The following is a 14,488-nucleotide window of genomic DNA, read 5'->3' as shown; positions in this document are numbered from 1 at the left end:
GCTGGCCCGGGCGCCCTCCAGGCGCCGGGCTGCGTCGGCCGGATGCCGGCGCAGCGGACCGGGCGCTTCCCCAACGACAAAGGGCCACTCTCGTGGCCCTTCATGCGACCGCCCGGCTTCAGCCTGGCGGGATTCTGTGACGCCGGTGACGGGTTCCGGCTGCCGCCCAGTGGTGCGGTCGGTTGTTGTTGTCGCAGTGGTCCCATTGTGCTTGCGCCGTGTGACGGCGCCATGACAAAAAACAAGGTCTTCGCACCCCATTTCCGAGGCTGTGCCGGTCCCGGCCCTCGGTGAACGGGGCGGCCTTCGCGCGGCCCGCCGCCGTGCGCAGGCACCGCCTGCGGCGGCGTGCAACACTTCGGCGCTGCCAAGCCGTCGCTGTCCGCAGGAGAATCCACCGCATGACCCCGAAAACCCTGCTGATCCGCAACGCCGATGTCATTGCCACGTTGGACGCCGAGCGACGTGAGCTAAGCGGTGCCAGCGTGTTGATCCGCGGCGGCGTGATCGAGGCGCTCGGCGTCGCGGCGGAGTTGCCCACCGACGCCGACGAGGTGATCGACGCCCAGGGCCATGTGGTGATTCCAGGCCTGGTCAACACCCACCACCACATGTACCAGTCGCTCACCCGGGCGATCCCGGCGGCACAGAACGCCGAGCTGTTCGGCTGGCTGCGCACGCTCTACCCGATCTGGGGCGGGTTGACGCCCGAGATGATCCATGTCTCGACCCAGGTGGCGATGGCCGAACTGCTGTTGTCGGGCTGCACCACCAGTTCCGACCATCTCTATCTCTTTCCGAACGGCGTGCGGCTGGACGACAGCATCGCCGCCGCGCGCGAGATCGGCATGCGCTTTCACGCCGCGCGCGGCAGCATGAGCGTGGGTGAGAGTGCCGGAGGCCTGCCGCCCGACCGGCTGGTGGAGCGGGAGGATGCGATCCTGAAGGACACCCAGCGGCTGATCGAGACCCACCACGACGAAGGCCGTTACGCGATGCTGCGCGTCGTGGCCGCCCCCTGCTCGCCGTTCAGCGTCAGCCGCGACCTGATGCGCGAATCGGCCCGGCTCGCGCGTTCGCTGCGCACCCGGATGCACACCCACCTGGCCGAAAACGACCACGACGTCGCGTACAGCCGCGAGAAATTCGGCATGACCCCGGCTGAGTATGCCGAGAGCCTGGGCTGGGTGGGCGACGACGTCTGGCATGCCCACGGCGTCAAGCTCGACGCCGCGGGCATCGCCCGCTTCGCCGCCACCGGCACCGGGGTGGCGCATTGCCCCTGCAGCAACATGCGTCTGGCCTCGGGCATCGCGCCGATCCGCAGGATGCTCGACGCCGGCGTGCCGGTGGGCCTGGGCGTGGACGGCAGCGCCAGCAACGATGGCGCCCACCTGCTGGCCGAGGCCCGCCAGGCGATGCTGCTGGCGCGCGTGGGCCGGGCGCTCGATCACTTCGGTTGCGACCACGGCCCCGCCGAGATGACCGCCCGCCACATGCTGGAGGTGGCCACCCGCGGCGGCGCGCGCGTGCTGGGGCGCGACGACATCGGCCACCTGGCGCCGGGCATGGCGGCCGATCTGGCCCTCTTCGACATCCGCACGCTGGGCTTCGCCGGCGGCGCGGTGCACGATGCCATCGGCGCCTTGCTGATGTGCGCGTCGGCCACCGCGGCCTACACCGTCGTCGCTGGCCGGGTGGTGGTGCGCGAGGGACAGCTCACCACGGTCGACCTGGGGCCGCTGGTCGAGCGCCACAACCGCCTGGCGGTGCAACTCGCCGCCGCGCCCCGATGACTGCCGTCCTGCCCGCGATCCACCCGGTGGCACCGTTGCGTGACCTCGACATGGGTGCGACCTCGCCTGCAGCCACGGCCCCGATCCTGCTGGACGCCGCCCCATGCCCATGAACGCCTACGTCCTGATCGGCGGGCCCCATACCCGCAAGTCGACCCTGATCCGCTGCCTGACCGGCTGCTTCAACCGCAGCGTGCGCGACATCGAGCTGCTGCGCGGCGGCAGCGTGCGCGTATATGCCCGCGTCGCGGCCCTGCAGGCCTCGCGCACCGAGCCGGCGGACTTCATCGCCGAGGCCTATCACAGCCGCTGCAGCGACGTGGTGCTGGCGCTGCTGCCCGAGGCCAATCCGCTCGACACGCAGCGCTACCCGGACGCCGAGCACTACCTGACGGCCTTCCAGGCGGCAGGCTGGCACATCGCCCGGGTCGCGCTGCTGGGGGCCCACCCGTTGCAACCCAAGCTGGGTGACGTGGCGCGCTTTCCCAACGTGCTGCACCAGCCGATCAACACCTCGGCACAGCAGCTGCGCGGCCACTTCGGCTGGCGCTGACTTGGGTGCCCGCGGGGCTCGGCGCTTTTCACTGCGCCCGAAGGACTGACCCCGCCGCCGTCAGATGGACATCAGCGCGCGCACGCCGTCGGCCTGCATCTGATCGCCGCGGCCGCGGCGGATGATCTCGCCGCGCTCCATCACGAGGTACTGGTCGGCCAGCTCGGCGGCGAAGTCGTAGTACTGCTCCACCAGCACGATGGCCAGGGTCCGGCGGTCGGCCAGCATGCGAATGACCCGGGCGATGTCCTTGATGATGCTGGGCTGGATGCCCTCGGTCGGCTCGTCCAGCACCAGCAGCTTCGGGCCCGCGGCCAGCGCCCGGGCGATCGCGAGCTGCTGCTGCTGGCCGCCCGACAGGTCACCGCCGCGCCGGTGCAGCATCTGCTTGAGCACCGGGAACAGCTCGAACAGCTCGGCCGGGATCGGCGTGCGCGCCGGGAGGTAGGCCAGCCCCATGCGCAGGTTGTCCTCGACCGTCAGGCGGCCGAAGATCTCGCGGCCCTGCGGCACGTAGCCCACGCCCTTGCGCACCCGCTCGTAGGGCGGATCGCGGGTGATGTCGCGTCCGTCGAGCTGCACCGTACCGGTCTTCACCGGCACCACGCCCAGCAGGCTCTTCAGCAACGTGGTCTTGCCCACGCCGTTGCGCCCCAGCACCACGGTGACCTCGCCCAGCCGGGCTTCGAACGAGACGCCGCGCAGGATGTGGCTGCCGCCGTAGTACTGGTTGAGTGAATCGACTTTCAGCATGTCAGCGCCCCAGGTACACCTCGACCACCTTCTCGTTGGCCTGCACGTCCGCCAGCAGCCCCTCGGCCAGCACGCGGCCCTCGTGCAGCACGGTCACCGTCTTGCGCCCCTGGGTCAACTGGGCCACGAAGCTCATGTCGTGTTCGACCACCACGAGTGAATGCCGACCTTCGAGCGACAGGAACAACTCGGCGGTGCGCTCGGTTTCCTCGTCGGTCATGCCGGCCACCGGCTCGTCCAGCAGCAGCAGCGTCGGCTCCTGCATCAGCAGCATGCCGATCTCCAGCCATTGCTTCTGCCCATGGCTGAGCAGGCCGGCGGTGCGCCCGGCCTCGGGCAGCAGGTGGATCAGCTGCAGCACCTCGGCGATGCGATCGCGCTGGGCTCCGCCAAGGCGCGCGAACAGGCTGGCGCGCGCACGGCGGTCGGCCTTGAGCGCCAGCTCCAGGTTCTCGAACACGCTGAGCGGCTCGTAGACGGTGGGCTTCTGGAACTTGCGGCCGATGCCGATCTGCGCGATCTCGTTCTCGCGCAGCCGCAGCAGGTCGATGGTGGAGCCGAACGAGGCGGTGCCGGCATCGGGCCGGGTCTTGCCGGTGATCACGTCCATCATCGTCGTCTTGCCCGCGCCGTTGGGCCCGATGATGCAGCGCAGCTCGCCGACCTGGATCGCCAGGCTCAGGCTGTCGAGCGCCTTGAAGCCGTCGAAGCTGACCGTGATGTCGTCCAGGTACAGCGCCACGCCATGGGCGAAATCGGGTTGGCCGTGCTTGAGCAGCCGGCCGAACGACGCCTCGCGGTCGCCCGACCCTGGCGTGGCCTTCTCCTGGTGCTGCTGCCGCACCCGGGCGCCGGCTTCCTGCAACTCGGGGGTCATGCGGGCTCCTGGATGGCCCGACCCGTCACGCGAGCCCACACGCCGCGCCAGCCGCCCGCCCTGCGCAAGGCCCCGACCAGTCCGACCAGGCCTTCGGGCAGGAACAGCGTCACGGCGATGAACAGGCCGCCGAGGAAGAAGAGCCAGAACTCGGGGAAGACCTGGGTGAACCAGCTCTTGGCCCCGTTGACGAAGAACGCGCCGACGATGGGCCCGATCAGCGTCGCGCGGCCGCCCACCGCGGTCCAGATCGCGATCTCGATCGACGCGGCGGGGCTCATCTCGCTCGGGTTGATGATGCCGACCTGCGGCACGTACAGCGCCCCGGCGACGCCGCACATCGCCGCCGACAGGGTCCAGATCGCGAGCTTGTAGGCCAGCGGGTCGTAGCCCGTGAACATGACCCGGGTCTCGGCATCGCGGATGGCCTGCAGCACCCGGCCGAACTTGCTGGCCACGATCGCCCGCGCCATCAGGAAGAAGCCGATCAGCGTCAGCCCGGTGATCACGAACAGCGCCATGCGGGTCGACGGCTGGGCCAGCGGCAGGTTCAGGATGCGCTTGAAATCGGTGAAGCCGTTGTTGCCGCCGAAGCCGGTTTCGTTGCGGAAGAACAGCAGCATCGCCGCGTAAGTCATGGCCTGCGTGATGATCGAGAAATAGACCCCCTTGATGCGCGAGCGGAACGCAAAGAAGCCGAAGACCCAGGCCAGCAGCGCCGGCACCAGCACCACCAGCGCCATCTGCAGCACGAAGGAGTCGCTGACCGCCCAGCTCCAGGGATAGGTCTTCCAGTTCAGGAAGACCATGAAGTCGGGCATGTCCATGTGGTACTCGCCGTCGCGGCCGATCTGGCGCATCAGGTACATCCCCATCGCGTAGCCGCCGAGCGCGAAGAACAGGCCGTGGCCCAGCGAAAGAATGCCGGTGTAGCCCCAGATCAGGTCCATCGCCAGCGCGCAGATCGCGTAGCACATGATCTTGGCGATCAACGCAACGTAGAAATCGCCCAGGTGGAACGGGCTGGCCGGCGGCAGCCACAGGTTGGCCAGCGGCACCAGCAGCATCACCGCCAGCATGGCCGCGAACACCGCCGCCCAGCCCGCGGGGGGCAACAACAGGCCGCTGCGCGGCGCTTGCAAGGTGGGTGTCACGCCTCTCTCCCCTTCATCGCGAACAGGCCCTGCGGCCGCTTCTGGATGAAGACCACGATGAACACCAGCACCATGATCTTCGCCAGCACCGGGCCGGTCCAGCCTTCCAGCAGCTTGTTCAGCACGCCCAGCCCCAGCGCCGCATAGACGGTGCCCGCCAACTGACCGACGCCGCCCAGCACCACGACCATGAACGAGTCGACGATGTAGCTCTGGCCCAGATCGGGACCGACGTTGCCGACCTGGCTCAGCGCGCAGCCCGCCAGGCCGGCGATGCCGGCGCCGAGCGAGAACGCGTAGGTGTCGATGCGGGCCGTGTTGACGCCCATGCACGCGGCCATGCGGCGGTTCTGCGTGACGCCGCGAACGAACAGGCCGAGCCGGGTCCTGGCGATCAGCAGCGCCACCGCCGCCAGCACGGCCAGGGCGAAGGCGATGATCGCGATGCGGTTGTAGGGCAGCGTCAGGTTGCTCATCACCGCCACCCCGCCCGACAGCCAGGCCGGGTTCTCCACCGGAACGTTCTGGGCGCCGAACAAGGTGCGCACCGTCTGCATCAGCACCAGGCTGATGCCCCAGGTGGCCAGCAGCGTCTCCAGCGGCCGGCCATAGAGCCAGCGCAGCACCGTGCGCTCCAGCGCGGCGCCCACCAGCGCGCTGGCCAGGAACGCGGCCGGGATCGCCAGCCACACGTAGTAGTCGAACAGGCCCGGCAGCCAGGCCTTGAAGCCCACCTGCACCAGGTAGGTGGCGTAGGCGCCGATCATCATCAGCTCGCCGTGCGCCATGTTGATCACGCCCATCAGGCCGTAGGTGATGGCCAGGCCCAGTGCCACCAGCAGCAGGATCGAGCCCAGGCTCAGGCCGGTGAAGACCACGCCCAGGCGTTCGCCCCAGGCCAGCTTGTCGGACACCTCGGCGAGCGAGTGGCGCAGCGCCTTCTGCACCTCGGGGTCGGTTTCCACCGCCAGGCGGTCCTCGAGCAGGCTGCGCACGCTGGCCTGACCGCTGGCCCCCAGCGCCTGCGCTGCGGCGAGGCGCCTGCCGCGGTCGCTCGACGAAATCAGCATGCGCGCCCGCATCCGGCCGAGCGCCTCCTTCAGCGCCGGGTCGGTCTCGGCCTGCAAGGCCTTGTCGATCAGCGGCAGCTGGCTTTCGTCCAGGTCCTGCGACGCCAGATCGGCGGCGGCGGCCTGGCGCGTGGCGAGGTCCGGCGAGGCCAGCTTCAGCGAGGACAGCACAGCCTGCAGCGCACCGCGCATGCGGTTGTTGTTGACGATGTCTTCGGCGCTGTCGGGCAGCGTCGCCGCGGCGCCGGTGACGGCATCGCGCACTTTGTCGCCGTCGACCACCAGCACCTGGGCCGGCGTCAGCTTGACCGCATCGTCGAGCAGCGCCTGCACCAAGGCCTGCAGACCCGGATCGGCCGCTGCGGCCGCCTGGTCCAGCGCGACGATGCGGGCATCGGTGCCGCCGTCGGCGATGGCGCGGACCTGGGCCGCCGTCAGTGCCTGGGCGGACACGGCCCACAGGCTCAGCAGGCCGGCGAGAAGCAAGGGCAAGCGACGCAGGAAGAACATCGGGGCAGCCGGGGAGTGGCGGGCCGGCCGGCGCCGGCCCGGGGTGAGACGGGCAGCAGAGCGTTCAGGCGATCGGCCGGCTCGCGCCGGCCGCCGCCCTCACTTGGTCGCGGGCTCGTCCTTCTTGCCCTTGTCCTCGGGGATGTAGGGGCTCCAGGGCTGCGCCTTGATCGGTCCCGGGGTCTTCCACACCACGTTGAACTGGCCGTCGGCCTTGACCTCGCCGATGAACACCGGCTTGTGCAGGTGGTGGTTCTTCGGGTCCATCTCCACGGTGAAGCCGTCGGGCGCCTTGAAGGTCTGGCCGGCCATCGCCGCGATCACCTTGTCGGTGTCGGTGGACTTGGCCTTCGCCACGGCCTGCGCCCACATGTGCATGCCGATCCAGGTCGCCTCCATCGGGTCGTTGGTCAGCGGCTTGGTGGACTGGCCCGGAATGTTCTTGGCCTTGGCGTAGGCGCTCCACTGCTTGATGAAGGCCGCATTGGTCGGGTTCTTGATCGACATGAAGTAGTTCCATGCCGCCAGGTGGCCGACCAGCGGCTTGGCGTCGACGCCGCGCAGCTCCTCCTCGCCGACCGAGAAGGCCACCACCGGCACATCGGTCGACTTCAGGCCCTGGTTGCCCAGCTCCTTGTAGAACGGCACGTTGGAGTCGCCGTTGATCGTCGAGACCACGGCGGTCTTCTTGCCAGCCGAGGCGAACTGCTTGATCTTGGCGATGATGCTTTGGTAGTCGGAGTGGCCGAAGGGCGTGTACTCCTCCATGATGTCCTCGTCCTTCACGCCCTTGGAATGCAGGAAGGCGCGCAGGATCTTGTTGGTGGTGCGCGGGTAGACGTAGTCGGTGCCGAGCAGCACGAAGCGCTTGGCCGAGCCGCCGTCCTTGCTCATCAGGTATTCCACCGCGGGGATGGCCTGCTGGTTCGGCGCGGCGCCGGTGTAGAACACGTTCTTGCTCAGCTCCTCGCCCTCGTACTGCACCGGGTAGAACAGCAGCGAGTTCTTCTCCTCGAACACCGGCAGCACGCTCTTGCGCGAGACCGAGGTCCAGCAGCCGAACACCACCGCCACCTTGTCCTGGTCGATCAGCTGCTTGGCCTTCTCGGCGAACAGCGGCCAGTTCGACGCCGGGTCGACCACCACCGGTTCGAGCTTCTTGCCCAGCACGCCGCCGTGGGCGTTGATGTCGTCGATGGTCATCAAGGCCATGTCCTTGAGGGCGGTCTCCGAGATCGCCATCGTGCCGGACAGCGAGTGCAGGATGCCGACCTTGATGGTGTCGGCCGCGCTGGCCAGCGACGGCAGGCCCAGCACGCAGGCCGCAGCGGCCAGGGCGGTGAGAGAACGGCGGGACATCTTCATGAAAGGGCTCCTGAGTGAAGAAAGGACGAGGGGAAACAGCGGATGTCCGTAGTGTTCCCTCGCCCCTTGCTCGCACCCATACGCAGGATGGCGTACGCAGACACCCCGCCGCGCCTCAATCCCTCGATTGGCAGCCCCGGCCCGCACCTCGACCGGACGGATTGAAGCGCACACTGCGAGCTGACCGGCCCGCGCCGTCACCGGGCCTCACAGGAGGACGCTCATGGAACGCCAACAAGCGACCTGGATCGCCGGGATCGGCCTGGCCACGCTGGCCAGCCTGTCTGCACAGGCCCAGGAGACCAGCTCGCAGGTCGAGCGGTGCGAGCACAAGCTGGGCGTGCTCGCCGTGGTCGAGCCGCAGAACGGCTGGGGCTACCTGCAGCAGTACGGCCTGGGCTCGCCGGCCGCCCTGCTGCGCATGATGGTTCAGCAATCCGGCTGCTTCGACGTGGTCGAGCGCGGCGCCGCGATGCAGAACCTGCAGGAGGAGCGCGCGCTGGCCGCCGGCGGCGAGCTGCGCCAGGACTCCAACCTGGGCAAGGGCCAGATGCAGGCCGCCGACTTCGTGATGACGCCGAACGTGCAGGTCGGATCGTCGACCACCGGCGGCCTGGGCGGGGCCCTGGCGGGCCGGTTCGGCGCGCTGGGTGCGCTGGTGGGCGGCCTGAAGTTCAAGGAAGCCTCGACCAGCATCCTGGTGTCCGACGTGCGCTCCAGCATCCAGGTGGCGGCGGCCGAAGGCAAGGCCACCAAGACCGATTTCGGCATCGGCGGCTGGGCGTTCGGCGGCGCCGCCGCCGGTGCGCTGGGAGGCTACACCAGCACCCCCGAAGGCAAGATGGTGGCCGCCAGCCTGCTCGACAACTACAACAACATCGTCGTCCAGATCCGCAACCAGCCCCAGTTGATCCGCCAGAGCTCGGCCGCCGGCGACGCCAACGCCGCGGCCTCGACGAAAGCCGGGGCACCGATCGCCGCCGGGGCGATGCTCAGGCCCAAGATCGCCAACGTCAAGGTCTACGACGGTCCGTCGCGCAACGCCCGGGTGCTGGGCAGCCTGCAGCGCTCGGACGAGATGGTCGCCACCGGCGAAGTCGAGGGCGGCTTCGTGCGCGTCGACGCGGCCAACGTCAGCGGATGGGTCCAGCGCACCCTGGTCGCGCCCTGAGTGGGTGGCGCGGCCCGCACCCTCAGTTCATCGTCATGCCCGGGTGGTGGGCATGGCCCGCCATCGCGTCCTTGCCATGATCGGACAGCTGGGCATCGAACCAGGTGTGCAGCGCCGCCACCAGACTGGCGTCCGACGTGGCGTAGGTCAGCTCGGCACCGCCCTTGATCTCCCGGTAGGCGATCGCGATCTGGCCGGGTCGGGCGGACCGGAGATCGGCCAGGCCCGGCATGTCCTGGCCGTGGATGTGGGACGGTCCGGAGAAGTCGCCCTGGAGGAACTGGGCCCGGATATCCTGCAGGTGGCGCCGGATCAGCGCCACCTGGGCAGCGTCGTCCGGCTGCTTGACCACCACGGCCTGGACCCCGCCTTCGGCATTCTTGGTGAAGACATGGGTGGTCGCCGACAGGCTGAACGGCATCACGTCCTTGCCGCGATGAGACACCTCGGCCTGGCGCTGCGCGCTGGCCATGGCGGCCATGTGGGCCGCGTGGTCCATCGAGGCGTGGTCCATCGAGGCCGGGTCCATCCCGCCGGGGTTCATCGCGGACGGAGCCTGGGCCTGGGAGCCGGCGGCGAACGCCAGCAGCGCGGCGGTGGACAGAGCGGTCTTGAACATCGTGATTCTCCGGAGAGCCTGCAGCGAGCCGGAGGGCCGCGGCGATGCAGGACAAGGGGCGTCATCATAGGCAGAAACTCCGCGCCCGCTGGATCGGCGGCGCGCGGCAGCCGCCGGCTCGCCGCTCAGCCGCCCTCGCCGCGGCCGCCGCGGATGCGCGTCAGCGCCATGCCGGCCGCGGCGGTGCGGGTCTCGACGCCGAGCTTCTCGAACACGTGCTCCAGGTGCTTGTGCACGGTGCGCGGGCTGGTGCCCAGGATGTCGCCGATGTCGCGGTTGGTCTTGCCCTGGATGACCCAGTACAGCACCTCCGATTCGCGCGCGGTCAGCGTCGGGAAGGACTGGGCCAGCGCCTCGAGCAGCGCGGTCTCGGATTCCTCGCGCAGCACCAGCAGCCACTCGCCCTCGTGGCCCTGTTCGTCGCTCATCGCGTGCAGCGTGAAGTTCAGACGCTGGGCGCCGCGTGCGATGGTCAGCGTCAGCGGGTCGGCGCCGGCGCGGCGGCGCAGCGATTCGCGGGCGACCCAGGCCATCACCTCGGCCGGCGTGGTCACCTCGGGCGTGTCGGCGAAGTATTCCTTCATCAGACGGCGTGCGAGTGCCGTCTGCCAGACGCGCCGGCCATTGCGTTCCAGCACCACCATCGTCGCGTGGCCGAAGGCGTCGAGCGCGTTGCGCGCCTGGCGCTGCGCGCGCGCGCTGACCAGATGGGCGGCGATGCGCGCCAGCACCTCGCGCGGCCGGATCGGCTTGGTGACGTAATCGATGCCGCCCGCGCCGAAGGCGGCCAGCACGTGCTCGGTCTCGGTCAGGCCGGTCATGAACACGATCGGGATGGTGGCGGTGGCCGGGTCGGCCTTCAGCCGCCGGGCCACCTCAAAGCCGTCCATGCCCGGCATCAGCGCGTCCAGCAGCACGATGTCGGGCCGGCTCTGCGCGGCCGTTTTGAGCGCCGCCTCGCCGCTGGTGGCCACCAGCACGGTGTAGCCGGACTCGTCCAGCGCGTCGTGCAGCACGGCCAGGTTGTCCGGCACGTCGTCGACGATCAGCACCAGATCGGAGGCGTTGAGGTCAAGCCCGTCGGAGTTCATCGAGCGCTCTCTCCAAGGTCAGATTCAGCGCGTCGAGCTGGAACTCGCGTGCCATGGCGCGCAGCCGCGCGACGAAGCCGGCGCTCGCCGCATGCTCGGCCTCGATGCGGTCGAGCAGACGGGTGATGCCGCGCAGGTAGCCCAGCCCCACCAGCTCGCGCAGGGCCTGCAGCGCCTCGGCCGGCGGATAGACCGTCGGCTCCTCGGCGGCCTCGGCAGGCGTTGGCGCCGGCTCGGCGAGCGGCGCGCTCAGCCACTGCAGCTGCAGGCGCGTGCCCAGCCAGTCCAGCAGGTCGGCGATGCGCACCGGCTTGACCAGGAAGTCCGCCGCCGGCAGGTCGACGATGTTGTCCAGCCCCTTGTCGAAGGCATTGGCCGAGACGATCGCCACCGGCGCGTCGCTCAGGCCTTGCTCGCGCAGCCGGCGGATCGTCTCCCAGCCGTCGATGCCGGGCATCGCCAGGTCCATGAAGATTGCATCGGGCTGCAGTGTCGCCAGCCGCGCCAGGCAGGCTTCGCCCGACTCGGCCTGCTCGATCTGGAAGCCCAGCGGCTGCAGCAGGTCCAGCAGCCACTGGCGGTCGGCCTCTTCGTTGTCCACCACCAGGATGCAGCGGCGCGCGCCGGCATAGCCATGGCGCTGCACGCGCGGCCATTCGCGCTCGGCCAGCTCGGCGCGCAGCTCGGGAAGGAACAGGCGCAGGCTGAAGGTGCTGCCCTCGCCCGGGCTGCTGCGCACCGTCATCTCGCCCCCCATCAGATCGGTCAGCATCTTGCTGATGGTCAGGCCCAGGCCAGTGCCGCCGGCGCTGGCGGCCGAGCCGCGCACGAAGGGCTCGAAGACCCGCTCGAGCTCGGCCTCGCCCATGCCCGGCCCGGTGTCGATGATGTCGATGCGCGCCATCTCGCGCTGGTGGAGCAGGCGCAGCGTGACCTGGCCTTGCGACGTGAACTTCACCGCGTTGCCCAGCAGGTTGATCAGGATCTGGCGCAGCCGGCGCTCGTCGGCCCGCACCACCTCGGGCAGGTCGTCGCCGCCCTCGAAATGGAAGGCGATGCCCTTGGCGGCGGCCTGCGGCTCGAACATCCGCGCCAGCTCGACCATGCCCTCGCGAAAGCGCATCGGCCGCACCTCGAGCGTGAGCTTGCCGCCCTCGATGCGGGCAACGTCCAGCGTGCCCTCGATCAGGCTCAGCAGGTGGTCGCCGCCGCGGCGGATCACGCTGACCGCCTGGCGCCGGTGGGCCGGCAGCAGCGGGTCGTCCTCCAGCAACTGGGCATAGCCCAGGATGCTGTTGAGCGGTGTGCGCAACTCGTGGCTGATGGTGCTGATGTAGCGTGTCTTGGCCAGGTTCGCGGCCTCGGCGATGCGCTTGGCCTCTTGCAACTGCAGGTCGGTGCGGCGGTGGGAGTCGATCTCGCGCACCAGGGCCTCGGTCTGGCGCGTGGTCTCCTCCATCGCCACCTGCCGGCTCTGGTGGGCCAGCACCAGCCACCAGGCGACCACCCCGGCCACCAGCAGCAGCGCCGCGTAGGCCTTGAGGTAGCCGGCGCGCAGCGTGCCCGCCAGCAGCGCCGGCCAGGCCTCGTCCAGCACCGGCGCGCCGGCCTGCGAGGCCAGCGTGAACCGGTCATGGTGGTAGAGCAGGCCGAACAGGCCCGCCAGCGACGGCGCGATCAAGCCCATCAGCAGCAGGTACTGGCCCAGCCCGGTGTCGATCCGCGGGCCGAGCCGGCGCGGCAACAGGCGCGCGAGCGTGTGCGACCAGCCGGCCCAGACCCGGTCCACCAGCCGGGGCTGGGGCTTGCAGCGGTCGTGGCAGCGCGCATCCAGCGTGCAGCACAGAGAGCAGATCGTGCCGCCGTAGGCGGGGCACTGCGCCATGTCCTCGGCCTCGTAGTCGCGCTCGCAGATCACGCAGCGCCGCAGCACGGCGGCCAGCGGCACCCCCTCGTCCGGCGCGGCCGCCGCCTGCGGCGTGCGGGCCAGGTAGTAGCGCCCGCCGGTGGCCCAGGCGATCAGCGGCGAGGCGACCAGCGCGGTGAGCAGCGCAATCAGCGCCGAAAAGGCCTGGGCCAGCGGCCCGAAGGCGCCCAGGTGCGCCGCCACCGACAGCACCGACGCCAGGCCCATCGCGCCCACGCCCACCGGGTTGATGTCGTGCAGATAGGCCCGGCGAAATTCGATGCCCCGGGGGCTCCAGCCCATCGGCTTGTTGATCACCAGGTCCGCCACCACGGCCATGATCCACGAGATCGCGATGTTGGAAAACAGGCCCAGCACCGCGGCCAGCGCCTGGAACACGCCCAGCTCCATCAGCATCAGCGCGATCAAGGTGTTGAACACCATCCACACCACCCGGCCCGGATGGCTGTGGGTGACGCGCGAGAAGAAGTTGCTCCAGGCCAGCGAGCCGGCATAGGCATTGGTGACGTTGATCTTGAGCTGCGAGACGACCACGAACAGCGCGGTTGCGGCCACGGCCCAGCCCTCGCGGCCGAACACCTGCTCATAGGCTGCCAGGTACATCTGGTTCGGGTCCACCGCGCGATCGGATGGCACGCTGTTGCCCAGCGCCAGAAAGGCCAGCAGCGCGCCGCCCAACATCTTCAGCACACCGGGCAGCACCCAGCCCGGCCCGCCCGCCAGCACGTTGAACCACCAGCGACGGCGATGGCCGGGCGCGCATTCCGGCATGAAGCGCAGGTAGTCGGCCTGCTCGCCCATCTGCGTGATCAGCGCGATGCCCACCGTGGTGGCGGCACCGAAGGCAGCCCACTGGAAGCCCGCATGCGTACCCGATTCGCCGGCGTAGCGCGCCAGGCGGCCCAGCAAGCCCGGGTTGCGGTGCAGCACGACGGCGTAGGGCAGCACCAGCATCGCCACCCACAGCGGCTGCGTCCAGACCTGCAGCCGGCTGATCAGCGTCACGCCCCAGGTCACCAGCGGGATCACCGCCAGCGCGCACAGCAAATAGCCCCAGGCCGGCGGGATGTCGAAGGCCAGGTCCAGCGCATACGCCATCACCGCCGCTTCGAGCGCGAAGAAGATGAAGGTGAAGCTGGCATAGATGAGCGAGGTGATGGTCGAGCCCAGGTAGCCGAAGCCGGCGCCGCGGGTCAGCAAGTCCATGTCCAGCCCGTAGCGCGCCGCGTAGACGCTGATCGGCCAGCCCGCCGCGAAGATCACCGCGCCGGTGGCCAGGATCGCCCACAGCGTGTTGGCGAAGCCGTACCGGACCAGCAGCGTCGCGCCCACCGCTTCGAGCACCAGGAACGACGCCGCTCCGAAGGCGGTGTTGGCCACCCGCCATTCGCTCCAGCGCCGGAACGCCCGTGGCGTGAAGCGCAGCGCGTAATCCTCCAGCGACTCGCTGGCGACCCAGGCGTTGTAGTCGCGCCGGATCGTCACCACGCGCTGCACCGCCGCATCGGGGCCGGCCGGCGCGGAGCGTGCAGCGACTGAAGAAGCGGGGCGGGAAGACATCGGCAGCGAGAGAAGACGGCAAGCAGGCGCGGCACCACCGGG

11 protein-coding genes are annotated in these 14,488 nt (G+C 69.8%); 3 read left to right on the top strand and 8 right to left on the bottom strand.

Annotation, left to right across the window (positions count from 1 at the left end; all coding sequences use genetic code 11):
* The first annotated feature begins 401 nt into the window (after positions 1–401).
* Positions 402–1,796, top strand: coding sequence for an 8-oxoguanine deaminase (locus AC0N04_RS09585; protein WP_474280948.1), 1,395 nt, complete (start codon positions 402–404; stop codon positions 1,794–1,796).
* Positions 1,797–1,899: 103 nt separating this feature from the next.
* Positions 1,900–2,349, top strand: a complete 450-nt coding sequence (locus tag AC0N04_RS09580) for a hypothetical protein (RefSeq protein WP_474280946.1) — start codon at positions 1,900–1,902, stop codon at positions 2,347–2,349.
* A 60-nt stretch (positions 2,350–2,409) separates the two neighbouring features.
* On the opposite strand, the gene urtE is transcribed toward AC0N04_RS09580, so the two are convergent.
* The 5 genes from urtE to urtA all read right to left on the bottom strand — a co-directional run bounded on the left by urtE (position 2,410) and on the right by urtA (position 8,072).
* Positions 2,410–3,102, bottom strand: coding sequence for an urea ABC transporter ATP-binding subunit UrtE (urtE, locus tag AC0N04_RS09575; RefSeq protein ID WP_474280944.1), 693 nt, complete (start codon positions 3,100–3,102; stop codon positions 2,410–2,412).
* 1 nt (position 3,103) lies between these two features.
* The gene (urtD, locus tag AC0N04_RS09570; protein ID WP_474280942.1) at positions 3,104–3,979 is read right to left on the bottom strand and encodes an urea ABC transporter ATP-binding protein UrtD; all 876 of its coding nucleotides are present in this window, start codon (positions 3,977–3,979) and stop codon (positions 3,104–3,106) included.
* Complete coding sequence (gene urtC, locus AC0N04_RS09565; protein ID WP_474282029.1) at positions 3,976–5,058, bottom strand: urea ABC transporter permease subunit UrtC; 1,083 nt, start codon at positions 5,056–5,058, stop codon at positions 3,976–3,978. Before urtC ends, urtD begins: the two co-directional genes overlap by 4 nt.
* A gap of 71 nt (positions 5,059–5,129) precedes the next feature.
* Entirely contained in the window at positions 5,130–6,713 is a 1,584-nt protein-coding gene (urtB, locus tag AC0N04_RS09560; protein WP_474280940.1) for an urea ABC transporter permease subunit UrtB, read from the bottom strand.
* Between the two features lie 99 nt (positions 6,714–6,812).
* Complete coding sequence (urtA, locus tag AC0N04_RS09555; protein ID WP_474282027.1) at positions 6,813–8,072, bottom strand: urea ABC transporter substrate-binding protein; 1,260 nt, start codon at positions 8,070–8,072, stop codon at positions 6,813–6,815.
* 229 nt (positions 8,073–8,301) lie between these two features.
* On the opposite strand from urtA, the gene AC0N04_RS09550 reads away from it, so the two are divergent.
* Positions 8,302–9,249: a CsgG/HfaB family protein gene (locus AC0N04_RS09550; RefSeq protein WP_474280938.1), complete on the top strand. Its 948-nt coding sequence runs from the start codon at positions 8,302–8,304 to the stop codon at positions 9,247–9,249.
* 22 nt (positions 9,250–9,271) lie between these two features.
* Here the strand turns inward: AC0N04_RS09550 and AC0N04_RS09545 are convergent, their stop codons facing one another.
* From AC0N04_RS09545 to AC0N04_RS09535, 3 genes are all read right to left on the bottom strand, one after another.
* On the bottom strand, positions 9,272–9,763 hold the full coding sequence (locus AC0N04_RS09545) for an aspartate carbamoyltransferase (RefSeq protein ID WP_474282025.1): 492 nt from the start codon (positions 9,761–9,763) through the stop codon (positions 9,272–9,274).
* 230 nt (positions 9,764–9,993) lie between these two features.
* A complete protein-coding gene (locus AC0N04_RS09540) occupies positions 9,994–10,959 on the bottom strand; it encodes a response regulator (protein ID WP_474280936.1) in 966 nt (321 codons plus the stop codon).
* Positions 10,940–14,446 (bottom strand): hybrid sensor histidine kinase/response regulator, encoded by a 3,507-nt coding sequence (locus tag AC0N04_RS09535; RefSeq protein ID WP_474280933.1) that lies wholly within the window; start codon positions 14,444–14,446, stop codon positions 10,940–10,942. Before AC0N04_RS09535 ends, AC0N04_RS09540 begins: the two co-directional genes overlap by 20 nt.
* Between the last annotated feature and the right edge of the window lie 42 nt (positions 14,447–14,488).

The organism is Ideonella sp. sgz306126, assembly GCF_056032705.1.
This window is presented reverse-complemented; position numbering and strand designations above follow the sequence as displayed.